General features: G+C 62.2%; 15 protein-coding genes. 9 read left to right on the top strand and 6 right to left on the bottom strand.

Annotation, left to right across the window (positions count from 1 at the left end; translation table 11 throughout):
- The 4 genes from LG373_RS06855 to LG373_RS06840 all read left to right on the top strand — a co-directional run bounded on the left by LG373_RS06855 (position 1) and on the right by LG373_RS06840 (position 4,123).
- Positions 1-360: a hypothetical protein gene (locus LG373_RS06855; protein WP_370632877.1), complete on the top strand. Its 360-nt coding sequence runs from the start codon at positions 1-3 to the stop codon at positions 358-360.
- A gap of 71 nt (positions 361-431) precedes the next feature.
- Positions 432-884: a GNAT family N-acetyltransferase gene (locus LG373_RS06850; RefSeq protein ID WP_181792602.1), complete on the top strand. Its 453-nt coding sequence runs from the start codon at positions 432-434 to the stop codon at positions 882-884.
- A 213-nt stretch (positions 885-1,097) separates the two neighbouring features.
- A complete protein-coding gene (locus tag LG373_RS06845; protein WP_225749371.1) occupies positions 1,098-1,769 on the top strand; it encodes a pentapeptide repeat-containing protein in 672 nt (223 codons plus the stop codon).
- 11 nt (positions 1,770-1,780) lie between these two features.
- Positions 1,781-4,123, top strand: a complete 2,343-nt coding sequence (locus LG373_RS06840; RefSeq protein ID WP_225749370.1) for an HAD-IC family P-type ATPase — start codon at positions 1,781-1,783, stop codon at positions 4,121-4,123.
- A gap of 19 nt (positions 4,124-4,142) precedes the next feature.
- On the opposite strand, the gene LG373_RS06835 is transcribed toward LG373_RS06840, so the two are convergent.
- The 3 genes from LG373_RS06835 to ahcY all read right to left on the bottom strand — a co-directional run bounded on the left by LG373_RS06835 (position 4,143) and on the right by ahcY (position 7,725).
- On the bottom strand, positions 4,143-5,378 hold the full coding sequence (locus tag LG373_RS06835) for a DEAD/DEAH box helicase (RefSeq protein ID WP_370632876.1): 1,236 nt from the start codon (positions 5,376-5,378) through the stop codon (positions 4,143-4,145).
- Positions 5,379-5,543: 165 nt separating this feature from the next.
- Positions 5,544-6,458, bottom strand: a complete 915-nt coding sequence (locus tag LG373_RS06830) for a GGDEF domain-containing protein (RefSeq protein ID WP_225749369.1) — start codon at positions 6,456-6,458, stop codon at positions 5,544-5,546.
- Positions 6,459-6,465: 7 nt separating this feature from the next.
- The gene (ahcY, locus tag LG373_RS06825) at positions 6,466-7,725 is read right to left on the bottom strand and encodes an adenosylhomocysteinase (RefSeq protein ID WP_225749368.1); all 1,260 of its coding nucleotides are present in this window, start codon (positions 7,723-7,725) and stop codon (positions 6,466-6,468) included.
- A gap of 321 nt (positions 7,726-8,046) precedes the next feature.
- On the opposite strand from ahcY, the gene LG373_RS06820 reads away from it, so the two are divergent.
- Positions 8,047-9,372 carry a glycosyltransferase family 2 protein gene (locus LG373_RS06820; RefSeq protein WP_225749367.1) on the top strand — a complete coding sequence of 442 codons (1,326 nt, stop codon included), beginning with the start codon at positions 8,047-8,049 and terminating at the stop codon, positions 9,370-9,372.
- A 52-nt stretch (positions 9,373-9,424) separates the two neighbouring features.
- On the opposite strand, the gene LG373_RS06815 is transcribed toward LG373_RS06820, so the two are convergent.
- Positions 9,425-10,255 carry a ComF family protein gene (locus LG373_RS06815; protein ID WP_225749366.1) on the bottom strand — a complete coding sequence of 277 codons (831 nt, stop codon included), beginning with the start codon at positions 10,253-10,255 and terminating at the stop codon, positions 9,425-9,427.
- A gap of 499 nt (positions 10,256-10,754) precedes the next feature.
- On the opposite strand from LG373_RS06815, the gene LG373_RS06810 reads away from it, so the two are divergent.
- From LG373_RS06810 to larC, 4 genes are all read left to right on the top strand, one after another.
- Positions 10,755-11,744, top strand: a complete 990-nt coding sequence (locus LG373_RS06810; protein ID WP_225749365.1) for an ABC transporter substrate-binding protein — start codon at positions 10,755-10,757, stop codon at positions 11,742-11,744.
- Between the two features lie 358 nt (positions 11,745-12,102).
- The gene (locus LG373_RS06805) at positions 12,103-13,317 is read left to right on the top strand and encodes an acyl-CoA dehydrogenase family protein (protein ID WP_216529867.1); all 1,215 of its coding nucleotides are present in this window, start codon (positions 12,103-12,105) and stop codon (positions 13,315-13,317) included.
- 180 nt (positions 13,318-13,497) lie between these two features.
- On the top strand, positions 13,498-14,283 hold the full coding sequence (larB, locus tag LG373_RS06800) for a nickel pincer cofactor biosynthesis protein LarB (RefSeq protein WP_225749364.1): 786 nt from the start codon (positions 13,498-13,500) through the stop codon (positions 14,281-14,283).
- A complete protein-coding gene (gene larC / locus LG373_RS06795) occupies positions 14,283-14,837 on the top strand; it encodes a nickel insertion protein (protein ID WP_225749557.1) in 555 nt (184 codons plus the stop codon). Before larB ends, larC begins: the two co-directional genes overlap by 1 nt.
- A 53-nt stretch (positions 14,838-14,890) precedes the next feature.
- On the opposite strand, the gene LG373_RS06790 is transcribed toward larC, so the two are convergent.
- Both LG373_RS06790 and LG373_RS06785 read right to left on the bottom strand, forming a co-directional pair.
- Positions 14,891-15,820: a SufD family Fe-S cluster assembly protein gene (locus LG373_RS06790; protein WP_225749363.1), complete on the bottom strand. Its 930-nt coding sequence runs from the start codon at positions 15,818-15,820 to the stop codon at positions 14,891-14,893.
- 60 nt (positions 15,821-15,880) lie between these two features.
- Positions 15,881-16,657, bottom strand: a complete 777-nt coding sequence (locus LG373_RS06785; RefSeq protein ID WP_114567454.1) for an ABC transporter ATP-binding protein — start codon at positions 16,655-16,657, stop codon at positions 15,881-15,883.
- Between the last annotated feature and the right edge of the window lie 235 nt (positions 16,658-16,892).

Below are 16,892 nucleotides of genomic sequence, written 5' to 3'. Positions count from 1 at the left end.
ATGATGCAGACGACAATGCGGAAGGCGCCGCCGCGCGATGGGCGCGGCAGGCGAAAACGCTACGTGGAAGTGGTCGCCCGTCATTTTGAGGACGGCAAGCTGGTTCCTTTGACCATCGCGTGGGACGACGGGCGCGTGTTCGCGATCGATCGCGTGCTGGACGTGCGTCAAGCCGCCTCCCTCAAAGTGGGCGGCATGGGCACGCGTTTCATCGTGCGCATCGGCTCACGAACCACCTGCCTGTTTTTCGAGGGGCCTCGCTGGTTCGTGGAGGAGATCGTGCCGGAAGAGGCGTCTTCTGCGCGCGAGGAGGATGGACTCGCGTGCGGGACGGATGCCTGGGACGTCTGGGGAGCTTGAGGTGTTCGCGGCGGACCGCCGCACGCTTTTTGCGGATTCGGGTAGAATGCGCGGTGCGAGAAAGGGTTTCTATGGATGAGCGACTGAGCATAGCAGTGCCGGAAGAGCGATCGGACGATGTGATTTCCGCGCTTGCGTCGATATGGGAGGCTTCGGTTCGTGCGACGCACGACTTCCTGACAGAGGAAGACGTTGTAGCCCTTCGCCCCGAAGTGCGTTCAGGGCTTGCGGGAGTGGAGGTTCTTGAAGTCGCCTGCTTGGACGGTGAGCCGTGCGGCTTCTCGGGTGTGCAGGGCGGCAAGCTGGAGATGCTGTTCGTGGCGCCCCCGGCGCGCGGCCGCGGTGTGGGAAAGGTGCTTCTTGCGCGCGCGGTCGAGCTGCACGGAGCGACGCGGCTCGACGTGAACGAGCAGAATCCCCAGGCCGTCGGCTTCTACCGGCACGAGGGTTTCACGGTGTCCGAGCGCTCTGCCGTAGACGATGCGGGTCGCCCGTTCCCGCTGCTTCGCATGAGCCTCGACTAAGCGTTGCCGAGAGCCGTCTGCCGCGATCGTTCGCCGGTTGGGGTGCCGTCTTGAGCGGGCGGGGCGGACGGGAGGGCGGCATCTCGTCCACGCCGGGCTCAGCCCGGCGGCGGCCGGCGGCGGTCCGCTTCCTTTTCGTCTTGTGCTTTCGGGTTGCATGAGCGGAGCCTCTGCGGGCATCAGGTAGAATGAACGTGATCGGAAGGAGACTGTATGCCCGACACCGCGCAGCGCCTGCGTTCCGCCAACCCCGGTATCCCCGGTGAGCTTGTCGACGTTGCCAGCTTGTCTTCGTGGATTGAAGATGCAGACGGCGATCTGCAGATTTCTCACGTGCGTGTAACAGGGGACGGTTCGGTCGGGGAAGATTTCGGGTTGCTTGATCTTTCGGGATCGCGCGTCGAAGGGTGCTCCTGCATAGGGTGCGACTTCGCGCGCTCCACGTTTTCGGACGTGGCGTTTTCGAACTGCGACTTTTCCAACAGCTCGTTTTCGGAGGCTAATTTCACGCGCTGCACGTTTGCTTCGTGCAAGTTCACTGGAGCCGACCTGTCGGAATCCGTGCTCGTGCGGGTTGAGCTGCGCGACTGCACGTTCGCTTACGCGTCGTTCGCGAAGGCTCGACTGGCGGATTTTCTTGCGGTTTCGACGGATTTCTCTCAATCCGATTTTTCCGAAGCGCGTCAGAAGCGCGTTTCGTTCGATGATGCGCGCTTTGCGGGGACGAGCTTTTTCCGGGCAAGCTTGGACGGCGTCGACTTCTCGACGTGCCAGCTATCGGACATCGTGTTGTCGGACACCATGAGCGAGTTGCGCGGATGCTCGATGGACCTGTTCCAAGCGGCGGGCATCGCCCGGCGCCTCGGCGTGAACGTCAAAGGCTAGGAGACAGCGGGATGAGCGAGGAGCGGCTTGGACTGACCGCAGAGGACGTGGCCCTCCGCGTTGCCGAAGGGGCGGTCAACGTTGACGCCGGCGTGAAGACGCGCTCCGTCAGGCAGATCGTCGTGGAAAACGTTTGCACGCTGTTCAACCTCATCAACGTGGTGCTGGCGTTGTTCGTGCTGATCACCGGGTCGTACAAGAACATGCTGTTCATGGGCGTTATCGTGTGCAACACCTTGATCGGCATCGTGCAGGAGGTTCGTTCGAAGAAGACCACCGACGCCCTGTCCATCGTGGCCAGTTCGAAAGCCACGGTGTTGCGCGACGGCGTTCGGGTGGAGCTTCCCCTCGATCAGCTTGTGCGCGACGACGTCATAGAGCTGGGCCGCGGCGATCAGGTTCCCGCCGACGCCGTGGTGGTGTCGGGCGCGTGCGATGCGAACGAAAGCCTTCTGACCGGCGAGAGCAAGCTCGTCAAAAAGACGGTGGGCGACGAGCTTATGAGCGGATCGTTCGTGAACGCCGGCGTTGCGTGGGCGCGCGTGGTGCATGTGGGGGCCGAGAACTACGCTGCGAAGATCAGCGCCGAGGCGAAGCGGCGGAAAGCCGTGAACTCCGAGATCATGAACAGCCTGAACGGCATTATCAGGTTCGTGAGCTTCGTCATCTTCCCGCTGGGCGCGCTCTTGTTCGCGCGCGAGCATCTTCTGTCGGGAACCGAGTTCAACAGCGCTGTTCTGTCCACTGTGTCGGCGCTGGTGGGCATGATTCCCGAGGGTCTTATCTTGCTCACCTCCACGGTCTTGGCCGTGGCGGTCGTGCGCCTGTCCAAAAGCCGCGTGCTGGTTCAGCAGCTGTACTGCATCGAAACGCTTGCCCGTGTTGACACCCTGTGCCTGGACAAGACGGGCACTATCACGACGGGAAAGATGGAGGTCGTGGCCGTAGAATGCGTCCCCGGGGCTGACGAGGCCGAAGCGGATGCGGCGTTTGCCTCCCTTGCGCGCGCCGACGAAGATCCGAACGATACGGCGTTGGCCATTCTGGACCATTACGCGGGATCTGCCGTGAAGTCCTACGCCTCGACACGTGCGATACCGTTTTCCTCCGACAAGAAATGGTCGGGAGCCACGTTCGCCGACGGCCGTTCGTACGTGATGGGCGCGGGCCAGTTCGTTTTAGGCGATGCGTTTTCCCAGGTGGAGGCGCAGCAGAATGCGCTTGCGGGCGATGCGCGCGTCCTCTTGCTGGCGCGCGTCGACGGCTTTGACGACGAGGGGGCAATCCTCGGTTCGCCCGTTGCCATCGGCTTCGTGGCCATCCACGATCAAATTCGCGCGACGGCGGCGCAGACCATCGGCTACTTCAAAGAGCAGGGCGTCGATCTTAAAGTGCTGTCCGGCGATGACCCGCGCACGGTTTCGGGCATCGCGCGCAAGGTGGGCGTTCCGCGTGCGGACGAGTACGTGGACGCCGCTTCGTTGACCGACGATGCCTCCATAGCTGCCGCCATCGAGCGCTACAGCGTGTTCGGCCGTGTGAAACCCGAACAGAAAAAGGCGTTCGTGCTGGCCTTGCAGGAGCGCGGCCACGTTGTGGCCATGACCGGGGACGGCGTGAACGATACGCTTGCGCTCAAGCAATCGGATTGCAGCGTGGCTATGGCTGCCGGGTCGGATGCTGCGCGCAACGTGGCGCAGCTGGTGCTGGTGGACAATGATTTCGCCGCCATGCCGAAGGTGGTGGCAGAGGGGCGACGCTCCATCAACAACCTGCAGCGGTCCGCTTCGCTGTTCCTGGTGAAAACGCTGCTGTCCATGACGCTTGCGGTGCTGTTCATCTTATTGCCGTGGCAGTATCCGTTCCAGCCCATTCAAATGACGCTCATCAGCGCGTTCACTATCGGCATTCCGTCGTTCGTGCTGGCGCTCGAGCCGAACAAGGACCGCATCAGAGGGCGTTTCCTCGAGAACGTGATCGTGCGATCGGTGCCGAGCGCCGTGTGCGCGGTGCTTTCGGTTCTGGCTGCGAACGTTGCGGGGTACGGGCTTTTGCACATCGGCTACGCGCAGGTTTCCACCCTGTGCGTGCTCTTGACCGCCTGGGTGGGCATGCTGCTGATCGTGAAGCTGTCCGTGCCGTTCACTCCGTTGCGCGCCGCGCTGTTGGCGGTTGTGGTGGGCGGCACGACGCTGGGCGCCACGTTGTTTTCCGGCCTGTTCGGGATCGAGCCGTTCACGTTCGAGATGGCCGTGCTGTTCGCGATCGTCGCCGCTTCGGCCACCGCTTTGTTCCGCGTGCTGTACGCCGCGATGGACGTGTGGCACGCGAAACGCCTGGCGGAAACGGTGTAAGCGCGTTCGCGGCGATGCGCTATCTCCAGCCGCGGCCTCGGGTGCGCATGGACCGCGAGAACGCTGCTGCGCTTCGGGCCGCCGTTTTGGGCACGAAGCGATTCTCAAGTGCGGTTACCGCTTCCGAATTATCGTAGCTTTCCAGCGTGGTTGCGGGAATCTTCTTGCCGAGCAGCTTCTCGATCTCCAAAAGCTCAGGCTTCGCTTCGGGGCTTACGAACGAGATCGCGCAACCGGTTTTGCCGGCGCGTCCCGTGCGCCCGATACGGTGCACGTAGTCTTCGGGAGATTCGGGCAGGTCGTAGTTGACCACGTAGGCGATGCTCGACACGTCGATGCCGCGCGCCAGGACGTCGGTGGCGACGAGCACGTCGACCGTTCCCTTGCTGAATGCGTCGAGCGCGCGCTTGCGCTGCGCCTGCGTTTTGTCGGAATGTATGGAATCCGCGCGATAACCAGCCCTGACCAGTTGGTTCATGCAGATTTCCGCACGCGTTTTCGTTCCGGTGAACACGATGACGCGCTTGCTGCCGCGCTCTTCGAGCAGGGCAAGGAGCAATGCGGGCTTTTGCATCTGCCCGATGGGGACGATGAACTGATCGATGGTCTCTGCCGTTTCGCCCTTGTGGGCGATTTCCACGAACGCGGGATCGCGAAGCATTTGCGCGACGTTGTCCATGATCCGTCGGTCGAGCGTGGCCGAGAAGAGCAGCGTTTGACGGCGAGCTGGCGTTGCGGCGACGATCTTTTTCATGGTCGGCCAAAAACCCATGTCGAGCATGCGATCGGCCTCGTCGAGCACGAGTACTTCCACGTCGTCAAGCTTGACGACGCCGCGCTCCATAAGGTCGTGGAGCCTGCCCGGCGTAGCCACAAGAACGTCCACGCCGCGTTCGAGCTTGCCGAGCTGCTTTTTGTACGGAACGCCCCCTACGACGGTAACCATGCGTCGCCCCGATCCCTTCGCAAGCTCGACGCAGGCGGCGTCAATCTGCTGGGCGAGCTCGCGCGTCGGGCTGACCACAAGCCCGCGCGGCCGTCCGGGGCGCTTGGCGCGACCGATGCGCTCGATCATGGGCAGCGCGAACGCTGCGGTCTTGCCGGTGCCGGTGGTTGCCGCCGCCACAACGTCGCGGCCTTCCAGGGCAAGGGGTATGGCCTGCTCCTGCACTTCGGTGGGCGTGGCGAACCCCATCTTGCGAACAGCTGCCAGCGTGGTCTCGGACAAGCCGAGGTCTTGAAACGTTGCGCTCAAACCGCATCTCCAAACCGTACGGAGCACGCGCGACGGCGCGTTGCTCGGCGTTGCTTGCGGAATGCCCGGTGATGGATTCCGCTCGTGAGAGTCTATGATACTGCATTCTTGGACTTGCGGATAAGACGAAGGGCGAGGCGAGGGTCGGGGTCGATGTTTCGTCCGTCAGCCTTGCTGTCTGCGATGGCGTTCTCGCTTGGCTGCGTACATGGCCTCGTCGGCGCGCTCTATGAACGATCGGCGCGTGTCGCCCGCCTGCAAGTACGCGATCCCGTAGCTTACGGTGATGCCGAACGGCAGGGATCCGTTTTCGAAGCGATGCCGTTCGGCATCGGCGATCGTCGTTTCCAGAAACTCCAAATCCTTGCGATCGAGGCCGTGGGGGGCGCAGAGGAAGAACTCGTCGCCCCCGAAGCGACCGGCCCATCCGTCTTCGAGCGAACGGGCGACCTTCTTGAATTGCTGGGCAAGGTGGAGCAGCACGTCGTCGCCGGTGCTGTGCCCGTGATTGTCGTTGATCTCTTTGAACAGGTCGACGTCGATGGCCACGAGCGCTGCGGGACGGCCGTCTTCGGCCAGCTGGTCTTCGGCTTGGCTCGCCAGCGTTTCCAATTCGCTGTGGATGAACGTCTTGTTGTACAGCATGGTGAACGCATCTCGCACGGCCAGCGTATTGAATCGGTCGATCATGCTGGTGATCTCTATGTTCTCATGGGCTATCTCATCGGTTACCATGAGGCTGCTCGTTACGTCTTTGACCAACTCGAGCGCGTAGGGCCTCCCCGCGATTACCGTGGGGAGGCTGCTTATCAGCAGCACGCGGCCGTTGAGCTGCTCCATCTTGATGACCTGCTCCTGCTTATCCAGGCAAGCTTGGGACGTGCAGTTTTCGCAAGGCCTCTTGCGACCCCAAACGCGGTAGCATAGGTCCTCGCTGCACACGGGGACGTCGCTTTCGCTGCACGCGGAGTACGAATGGACGAGGTTCGTCTTCGTATCCACCAAGCGATAGCTGTCGAACAGCGCGACGCCCACGGCGTAGTCGCGCAGGTCCGTATGCAGGTCCGAGTAGGGGTACATGATTGGGCTACAGGGTCGCGAAGTTCCAGGAACCCATGTACTTGATCTGCTCTTCGGTCAGCGTGTCAATCTCGATGCCGAGCGTTTCCAGCTTGACGCGGGCAACGCCGTCGTCAATGCTCGCGGGCACGTCGTAGACCTTGTTCTCAAGCTCGCCGGCGTGCAGGTACAGGTACTCGGCAGCTAGCGCCTGGTTGGCGAAGCTCATGTCCATGACCGATGCGGGGTGTCCTTCTGCGCATGCGAGGTTCACCAGGCGTCCCTGCGCCAGCACGATCACCGTGCGACCGTCCGCCAGCGTGTACTCCTCGACCAGCGGTTTGATCTCCTCTTTCTTGACCGCATGCTGCTCGAGCCATTCCAGGTTGATCTCGGAGTCGAAGTGACCGGAGTTGCATACGATGGCGCCGTCCTTCATGTTCTCGAACGCGGGGCCGTCGACCACCTTGCAGTTGCCCGTGACCGTCACCCATACGTCGGCGAAGCGCGCGGCGTCTTCGGCCTTCATGACCTGGTAGCCCTCCATGTGGGCTTCGAGGGCCTTGAGCGGATCGATTTCGCACACGATGACGTTCATGCCCATGCCGCGGGCGCGCAGGGCAAGGCCGCTGCCGCAGTAGCCGTAGCCCGAGATCACGATGGTGCGCCCGCACAGCAGGCGGTTCGTGGCGCGGACGATGCCGTCGAGGGTGGACTGGCCGGTGCCGTAGTGGTTGTCGAAGCAGTGCTTCGTGTTGGCGTCGTTGATGTTGAACACGGGGTAGGCGAGCGTGCCTTCGGCCGCCATGGACATGAGGCGAACGACGCCCGTGGTGGTTTCCTCGGTGCCGCCTATGACGTGCTGCAGCTTGTCGGTGAACGTGGTGTGCAGCGCGGTGTCGAGGTCCGCGCCGTCGTCCATGATGATCTGCGGGTTGATGGCGATGACCGCTTCAAGGTGCTTCTCGTAGGTTTCCATGTCCTCGCCGGCCACGGCGTGCACGCTCACGCCGAAGTCGCGCACAAGCGAAGCGGCGGTGTCGTCTTGCGTGGACAGCGGATTGGAGGCGCACAGCGTGACCTGCGCGCCGGAAGCTACGAGCGCGCGCATGAGGTTGGCCGTTTCGGTGGTCACGTGCATGCACGCGCCGATGCGCACGCCTTCCAAAGGCTTTTCGCGCTCGAAACGCTCGCGGATAGATGCCAGCACGGGCATGTCGCGATCGGCCCATTCGATGCGCGCCAACCCGTCGTCCGCCAGTGCGATGTCTTTGATGTCGTGATTCAAGGATTTGCCTCCCGATGCTCGTGCGATGGTTCGTTTGATTGCGTGGGTAAGCGTATCACACGCTGCAGGGGAAGGGGCCCTTGAAGCGCGTTTCATAAAACGGACGAACCGCACGCTGCGGGTGCGTTTGTGAAGTTCGTATGCAGAACCTGTGTGAAGACCGGTGATTTATTGAGTCGAAACCGAAAGAAACGGTAACGAACGGACTCAGTGCTGCCCCAAAGGGCTTTGCAGTCGCTATACTTTCAAAAGTTTGCTGTGTGCCCTTTGGGCCGCATTTGGCGTGCGCTTCCACTGGGGGGAGCCGAATAAGGAGCTAAGGTGCTAGACCAGTTTTTTTCGCAGATCTCGTTCGTCGACGTGTTCAACTTCTGCGTGTTCATCACGTTCACGATCTGCTACACGTATCAGCTGTACTACGTGTTCGTCGTGCTTACGCGCAAGCCCAAGGAGCTGACGGCCAAAAAGAACCACAAGTTCGCAGCCGTCATTTCGGCGCGCAACGAAAGCGCGGTCATCGGCGACCTCATCCATTCGATCAAGGTGCAGAACTATCCGTCCGAGCTCATCGACGTGTTTGTGATCGCCGACAACTGCACGGACAACACCGCTCAGGTTGCGCGCGAAGCCGGCGCCATCGTGTTTCCGCGCACCAACGACAAGGAAGTGGGGAAGGGCTACGCGCTCGACTACGGCTTCCAGGTTATCCGCGAGCAGTACGCCGACCGAGGCTACGAAGCGTACTTCGTGTTCGATGCGGACAACGTCCTCGACGTGAACTACTTCCGCGAAATGAACAAGACCTTCGACAACGGCGCGAAGGCCTCCACCAGCTACCGCAACTCGAAGAACTACGACTCCAACTGGATTTCCGCCGGCTACGCCGTATGGTTTCTGCGCGAGGCGAAGTTCTTGAACCAGGCGCGCCTTACGCTCAACACGAGCTGCGCCGTGTCGGGCACGGGCTTCTTCATCGCCGCGGACGTGATCGAGCGCCACGGCGGTTGGAAATGGCACCTGCTGACCGAGGACATCGAGTTCTCCGCGAACAGCATCCTGGAGGGGCAGCGCATCAGCTATTGCCCCACGGCCATCCTCTACGACGAGCAGCCCACGACGTTCCGCGACTCTTGGAACCAGCGCTTCCGTTGGGCGAAGGGCTTCTACCAGGTGTTCTGGCATTACGGCGCGCGCTTGGCGAAGGGCATCGTCGCCAACCCCAAGGGATCGCGCTTCGCGTGCTACGACATGCTCATGACCATTGCGCCCGGCATGCTCTTGACCATCGTCTCGGTGACGTTCAACGCCATCATCATCGCGTTGTCCGCCATGGGCTTGATGTCGACGGGCATCATGGTGGCGTCGTCGCTGTCCTCGATCTTCTTCTGCTTGATGAACTACCTGGTGTTCATGTTCATGTTCGGCGTGCTGACCACGTTCGTGGAATGGGACTCCATCCGGTCTACCACGGGCAAGAAGGTCCTGTACATGTTCACCTTCCCGCTGTTCATGCTCACCTACATCCCCATCGCCTTGGTGGCTCTGGTGAAGAAGTGCAAGTGGAAGCCCATTCAGCACAGCATCTCGGTGGACGTGACCGAGTTCTCCGACGCTGCGGCGGCGCAGAAGCGCGAGCGCTCCCTGTAGCCTGCAGCATCGGCAACCAGCTCCAAGGAGCAAGCGCCGGGTTCGCGGCCCCTTACCAGACGCGCGCGAAGGTGAGGCATCGGACATGCGAGGCGCCCGCTTCGCGCACGGCATCGGCGGCGGAGAACAGCGTGGCTCCGGTGGTGCATACGTCGTCTACCACCAGCGCCGCAGTTGGAACGCTTGCGCCGGGCAAGGGACGAAGCCTTCCATCCATGTTCTCGAGGCGCCCGCGTCGCGCGAGCGTTCTCTGATCCCGGCTGCGGGGGCGCGCTAGCACGGGAGCGACGCTCAAGGACAGCTGCGCTGCCACTTCGCGCGCCAAGTCGTCGCCGTGGTCGAAGCCTCGCCTTCGACGCGCCGCCGACGTTGCGGGGACGCCGACCACCATGGGATTCTCGGCCAGCCACGCGGGAGGGACCGTTCGCGCCATGATCAGGGCCATGGTGCGCGCGAGACGCCGCTCCCCGGCGTCTTTCCAGGTTCGCACGATGCGCGCGGCGGCGTCGTCGTAGGCGACGGCGCTGACGCAGCCGTCGTGCGCGGGCTCTGCTCTTCCGAGCGCGCTCAACGTCACCGCGTTGCATTCGGTGCATTGCGCAAACCCGTACGGCGCGCCGCATCGAGGGCAGGCGCGCCACCAGTCTATGTAGGAAAGGTTCAGCCGGCAGCGATCGCAAAGGACTTCTCCCGGCTTGTCGCACACTGCGCAGCGCGTAGGCCAGAGCGTTTCCGCAAGAGCCTCGGCCGCGCCGCGTCCGTACGCGGCTGCGACGTGCAGGACCCGCTCCTGCATGCCAGCCGTCCGCTTCGCAAGGCGCTGCGCCTCGGGCGCGTTGCCTGCGCCGTACAGGGGCGTCTCTGCTGCGTTCCATGTCATCATGGTCGGATCGTACCATGTGCTCTCTAGCGCGAATCTGCACGTTTCCGCACGTGTTTCCAGTCTCTTTCCAACGTGGATCCAGCGCAAACCCAGCGAAAACCTAGCGCAGATCCAGCAGGTGCTTTGCGCCGATCCAGCACGGGGGGCGCGGGAGGCCCCGTGCCTTTCTTGAAACTGCAACCGCGTCGAATCGTGCGCAACGGTTTCCCGCAGATTCTGCGGGCGTGCTTCCGGCTCAATTCATCATCTGATACACTAGCGGATGCTTCTTTCGAGTCTGTAGTTGCGGGTGAAAACCTCAGTCCACGGCAGATGCGGTCGAAAGGACCCACGTAAGCCGCGTGCGCAGCGCGCGACGATCATGGCGTATCCTAGAGGTAAGACGCACCGCCCGTCTATACGCGGCATACCGTCGCGGCGGGCGAGAGGACAATGGCGCAAGCTCGGTTCCAGTGCGCGAGTGTGGGGGCAAAGACTAGGTCAGTCGGAAGAAGCTATCATGAGAGATGCAGTGGATGGAGGCTCTTCGGTTATGAAGCGTTTGAAAACGCTTGCGACGCGCGGTTTCGTCGTCGCTTGCATGGCGGCCCTGGTCGCCTGTATGACGGGCTGCACATCGCAGCAAACCTATACGCCGCCCGAGGCAACGCCGAAGCTCTCGTCTCCGACGATCGCTAAAGAAGGCGTGCTGCGCGTGGGCGTGAACACCAGCAACGTCCCGCTTGCGGGCACGCCCCAGAATTCCACGAAGATCGTCGGCATAGCCGTGGACGTGGCGGCCGCTTTGGCCGACAGCCTTGGCCTGAAGCTTGAGGTCGTAGACGTGGGAACCGATCCGGAAGGCGCTTTGACCGAGGGCAAGGTCGACGTGGTCATGGACGTCGATAAGTCCGACACCGGCAATTCCTTCTGGACTTCGGATGCGTACCTGCCTACCGCGGTGGCCCTGTTCTCCGCTCCTTCCAACACAGCGGTTCCTACCAACGATTCCCAGCCGAAAATCGCGGCTCAGGTGTCCTCTAAGAGCGCGTGGGCGGTTACGAACGAGTTCGATCAGGGAACCATCACCACGACCGAGGATCTGAAGAGCGCGTTCGCCGCTCTTGCGTCCGGCCAGGTGCAGTACGTTGCGGCCGACGCCATCATCGGCACGTACGCGGCGCATAACGCGGGCGACGACGTGAAGATCGTGGCGCTCATGCAGCAGCCGAGCGGGTACGCGGCGGGCGTGCTCGATGGGAACTCCGATTTGAAGCAGGCGATTTCCGACGCGCTGGCCACGCTTGAAGGCAACGGCGTGATTTCGGTTATCGAAAAGAAGTGGCTGGGCTCTGCGCTCGACCTGTCCAGCATTCCGCTGACTGCCGGCGCCGAGGCGTCCTCTTCCAGCAAGACGAATGGAACCACGCCGGCGTCTTCGTCCACGACGAACGTTTCGACGGGCCAGGCGGGTTCGAACGCCGTGTCGCCTTCGAATGCGAGCGCGTAGCGTTTCGCCTTGCACTGAGTACGGCCTGAACCGCCTGGAGCTTCGAAGTTCCAGGCGATTTTTTTGTCATTGGCCAAACGTAGGCGTTTGCTGGTTTTGTGCGTGCGGTCGGCGTCGGCTGAACCAGCGGGCCACGTTCGTTTCAACGATGCCCTGATCTGGGGAAATACTGTAGTCAATGCGGGTCCTGCTCAATTTTGAGAAAACCTATCGGAATTTCCTATAGATCGCAACGAAACCCCGGTCATTTCCTATTGGACACCCTTGCTGCACCTGGGGCACACTGGGACTATTATGACGCGCCGCGTTTCGCGGATATCGCAGCCGAGACGTTGCATGCAGAGGCTAAGGAGGACGTATGGGCACATTGACGCAGGAGGAATTCAAGGGCTTCCTCAAGACCTGCCGCGAGCTCGCCGAGGGGCCTTTTGAAGAAATGCAGAAGGAGGTCGAGGTCACGAACAAGTTCCCGCAGGAGTTCATCGACCTCGCGCGTGACAACAACCTGTATCGCTACGCTCTTCCGGTGGAGTACGGCGGATGGGGCTTTACCGAGAAGGAGATCCTGCAAGTCCAAGAGGAATTCTCTCGCGGCCCCGGCGGCATGCGCATGCACCTGCATTACGCGGCCGACCTCAACTGGCGCATTCTCGACGATTACGGTTGCCCTGAGCTCAAAGCCGAGTACATGCACAAGTTCTGCGACAAAAGCGTGTTCACCTGCTTCGCCCTGACCGAGCAGACCGGCGGTACCGGCGCCGACGTGCATTCCACGGCGGTCAAGGATGCCGACGGAAACTACATCTTGAATGGCGAGAAGTGGCTGATCTCGCACACCGACGTGTCGCAGTTCGCCTACGTCATCGCCGTCACCGATCCCGAGAAGACCGGCGACGAGCGCCTGTCCGCTTTCTTCGTGCCGATGGACGCTCCCGGATTCGAGCTGGTTCCCATGCCTCACATGATGGGCTGCCGCGGCGCCGGGCACGCGGGCTTGAAGTTCACCGATGTGAAGCTGGAGCCGAAGTACCTGCTGGGCGAAGAGGGCCAGGGCATGGAAGTCGCCATGCACTCGCTTGCCATTTCGCGCGTGCACATTGCCGATTCGAACCTGGGAATGTGCCAGCGCATGCTGGACATGTCGCTTGCGCGCGCCCGTGATCGCGTGACGTTCGGCAAGACCATCAACACGCGCCAGGCCATCAAGATGAAGCTTGCGAACATGGCTACGATGACCCATGCGCTTCGCACCATGGTGATCGATTTCGCCGAAGATTACGACCTGGACCATCGCAACCCCTACATCGCCGAGAAAGCGGCCATGTGCAAGCTGTTCTCGATCGATGCGGTCAAACTCGTGTCCGACGAAATGCTCGAGATATTCGGTGGTGACGGCTACTTCGAAGACTCTCCTTATGGACCGACCGAGCGCCTGTACCGCGACTGCCGCGCGCTTTGGCTGGAGGAGGGGTCTCCCACCATCCAGCGCATCACCATTGCGCGCGAGCTTGAGAAGCACAACGCCCATCTGGAGTATCCGGGCCTTGATTGGATCGCCGGCGGCGATCTGTAGCCTTTCGCGATCATGCTCCTTGTCGCCCCGAGCAGCGCTGAGCCGCTGCTCGGGGTTTTTAGGTTGAGGCTCGGGATCCCGGTGCGGCCGTGCGCTTTTCGAGATTTCGTGCAGAACTTGACCTTGACCGGGCTTCAAGTGGTTCAATGGATTTCGCAATCGAACGACAAGGGAGCGCGCATGGATCAACGCGATTTGCATGAACTGCTCGAGCGAGTGGCGGCGGGGACGGCTTCGGTGGACGACGCGGAGCGAGTGCTGCGCATCGCTCCGTTCACGGATTTGGGCTATGCCAAGGTCGATCATCATCGTGGCGTGCGCCAAGGCGTGCCGGAGGTGGTGTACGGCGCGGGAAAGACCGCCCAGCAGATAACGGGCGTGTGCCGTGCCCTCGTCGAGGGCGGCCAGCAGCGCGTGCTGATCACGCGCTTGGACGCCGAGAAAGCTTCGGAGGTTCGCAACAGCCTGGCAAGGGAGGGCGGCTGCGATGCGTTGGCGTTCGCCTATCAAGAGCTGCCCCGCTTGGGTATTCTGGGCGACTTTCCGGAACCCGATGGCAACGGGAGCGTGGTCGTGGCCGCCGCGGGCACGAGCGACCTGCCCGTGGCCGAGGAGGCTGCGGTTACGGCCGAGATGCTGGGGAATCGCGTGACGCGTCTGTACGACGTGGGCGTGGCCGGCCTGCACCGCTTGCTGGCGCATGCCGACGAAATCGCGGCCGCTCGCGTGGTGGTGGCGGTCGCCGGCATGGAGGGAGCCTTGGCAAGCGTGGTGGGAGGGCTTGCATCGTGCCCGGTCATCGCGGTCCCCACCAGCGTGGGCTACGGCGCCAGCTTCGGCGGGGTGGCCGCTCTTCTGGCCATGCTGAACTCATGCGCTTCCGGCGTGTCGGTGGTCAACATCGACAACGGCTTCGGTGCTGGCTACCAAGCGCACCTGATCAACCATACGAAAGCGAGTGCGTGATGAAGACGCTGTTCTGGAATGTACGGGAGAGCGCTACGCGCGCCGCCCTTCTTGAGGCGACCTGCTCCCAGCTTGACGACGAGGCCCGCGGCGCGGTGGAGGAGCGGTGCTGCGCGGCGGGCGTGCCGGACGGGCATTGCCACGATCTGGCCGAGGTGCATGCCGTGGTGGACGCGCTCTGCGCGAGCGATCGCGTGAAGCAGGATCTGCGCGGCGTGTACCGTATCCTTGCCGAAGCCGAAGCGGCGGCTCATGGGTGCACGGTCGATCAGACGCATTTTCACGAAGTCGGCAATGCTGCCGGAATAAGAAACGCGCTCCATATTTGCCTTGCGATCGAAGCGGTCGCGCCCGACGAGATCGTCTGCACGAGCGTTCAGACGGGAGAAGGCATGGTCGCGTGCGCTCATGGCGAGCTGGCCGTTCCCGCGCCGGCTACGGCCGCCATTCTTGCGCGCGGCATTCCCGTTTGCGATTCCAAGCTGCCGGGGGAGCGCTGCACGCCAACGTCCGCGGCGCTCATCTGGCACTTCGCGGATCGTTTCGAGGCGTGAGAATCCGCCGGCTCCGATTAGGGCGCACCCCGATCGGAGCCGGCGAAGCGATGCTAGTTCAGGAAGTCCTCCAAGATCTCCTGCTCCGCCTCTTCTTCCGTAAGGCCGAGTGTCATGAGCTTGGTGATCTGGTCGCCGGCGATCTTTCCGATGGCCGCCTCGTGCACCAAGATGGCGTCTTCGCTGGCAGCTTCGATGCCGGGGATGGCCGTGACCTTGGCCTTCCCCATGATGATGGCGTCGCACTGCACGTGGCCTCGGCAAACCGCCTCGCCGATGACCAGCGGATTGAACACCTGCTTCGAGTTGTCCTGCGCGACCGAGCGCGAAATGACCTGCACGCTGGAGTCGTCGCCCTTCAGCTCCACCTTCATGTTCGACGTGGCCGTCTGCTCGTCGTGCGTGAGCAGTTTCTCGATCAGCACGAGCTTCGCGCCTGCAGCCAGTTCGGCGTTCGTGTCGCGCACCGTGGAGGATACGCCGCGCAGCTGCACGAGCTCCATCTCGCAGTGCGAGTTCTCCTCCATGATGACGTTCGTGACGGGGTTCAGGATGCGCTCTCCCGTGCCCGAGCCTTGCCCGTAGTGCTTCTCCACGTACTTCACGCGGCTGTTCTTGCCGCAGTGGAACGTGTGGATGCCGTCGTGCTCGGACGGGGCGTGGCTTTCGTTGTGGATGCCGCATCCGGCGATAATGGTGATATCGCAGTCTTCTCCGATGTAGAACGTGTTGTACACCACGTCTTTCAGGCCCGATTGCGTGACGATGACGGGGATGTAGACGGTCTCGCCCTTGGTTCCCGGCGCGATGCGAATGTCGATGCCGGGGTTGTCCGTCTTCGTGGCGATCTCGATGCTCGCCGACGAATGGCGCTCGACGAGCTGCCCGTCTTTGCGGATGTTGAAGGCGCCTTTCGGCATGCCGTGTATATTGGCGATTTCGGCGAGCAAGCCCTCGTCGATAGGGGACAGGTCAACAGCCATGATGGCCTCCTTTGCGGGTGCGAACGGCGCGCGATAGAAACCCGACGCGCGCCGGTTGAGTTAGCAGGTGGTGGGGATCTCCGTGATATGCAGCTCGGTGGGGGTGCTCAGCTTGCAGCCGGGAACGCCCTTCGCCACGAAGCCGAGCGTGGGCATAAGATCCTCGGGCTTGCCGGTTTGGGCGACCTTGCCGTTTTTCAGCAGCACGATCTCGTCGGCAAGCTGAATGATGCGCTCCTGGTGGGAGATGATCACGATAGAGCGCCCGTCGCGCGCTTCATGGATGTCGCGGAACGTTTCAGTCAGGCGGTCGAAGCTCCACAGGTCGATGCCGGCTTCCGGCTCGTCGTAGATGGCCAGCTTCGGGTCGCGCGCCAGGATGGTGGCGATCTCGATGCGCTTCACCTCGCCGCCGGACAGGTTCTTGTCCACTTCGCGCGTGAGGTAGTTCGCGGAGCACAGGCCCACTTTGGCCAGGTATTCGTTACAAGCGAGCATCGGCAGCTTCTTGCCTGCTGCGATGTCGAGGAGCTTCTTGACTTTCATGCCCTTGAAGCGGGCGGGCTGTTGGAACCCGTAGCCGATTCCCCGCTTGGCGCGCTCGGAGATGGGCAGGTTCGTGATGTCTTCGCCGTCGAGCAGGATCTGTCCGGAGGTGGGCTGTTCGATGCCCATGATAAGCTTGGCAAGCGTCGACTTTCCTCCGCCGTTCGGGCCCGTGATGACCGTGAAGCGGTCGTCGGGGATGCAAAGCGATAGGTCGTCGATGATGCGCTTGGTTTCTTTGGACCCTTCCTGCAAGGGCACCTCGAACGTAAGGTTCTTCAGTTCCAGCATGATGCGCTTCTCCGTCTCTTCTCGTCTAAATGATACTCTATTACTATCATTTAAGCCGGATCTCGTCAAGGCCGGCAGCGCGCAAAACCGCCGTGGTGCGCGCTCTGGTTCCCAACGGTTTATTCTAGCTTGAAATAGCTTTGCGAGCGGCGGGAATGTCATCGAAAAGCGAATACGCCCCCGCTTGCCGATGCAGGCGGGGGCGTGCGAAGCGGTTGGATCTGAGGGGTTTGCG

It is taken from the genome of Paraeggerthella sp. Marseille-Q4926 (assembly GCF_916618935.1).
In the GTDB taxonomy this organism is placed as follows: Bacteria; Actinomycetota; Coriobacteriia; order Coriobacteriales; family Eggerthellaceae; genus Paraeggerthella; species Paraeggerthella hominis.
The sequence above is the reverse complement of the archived record's forward strand: the minus strand, read 5'-3'. Positions and strand labels throughout refer to the sequence as shown.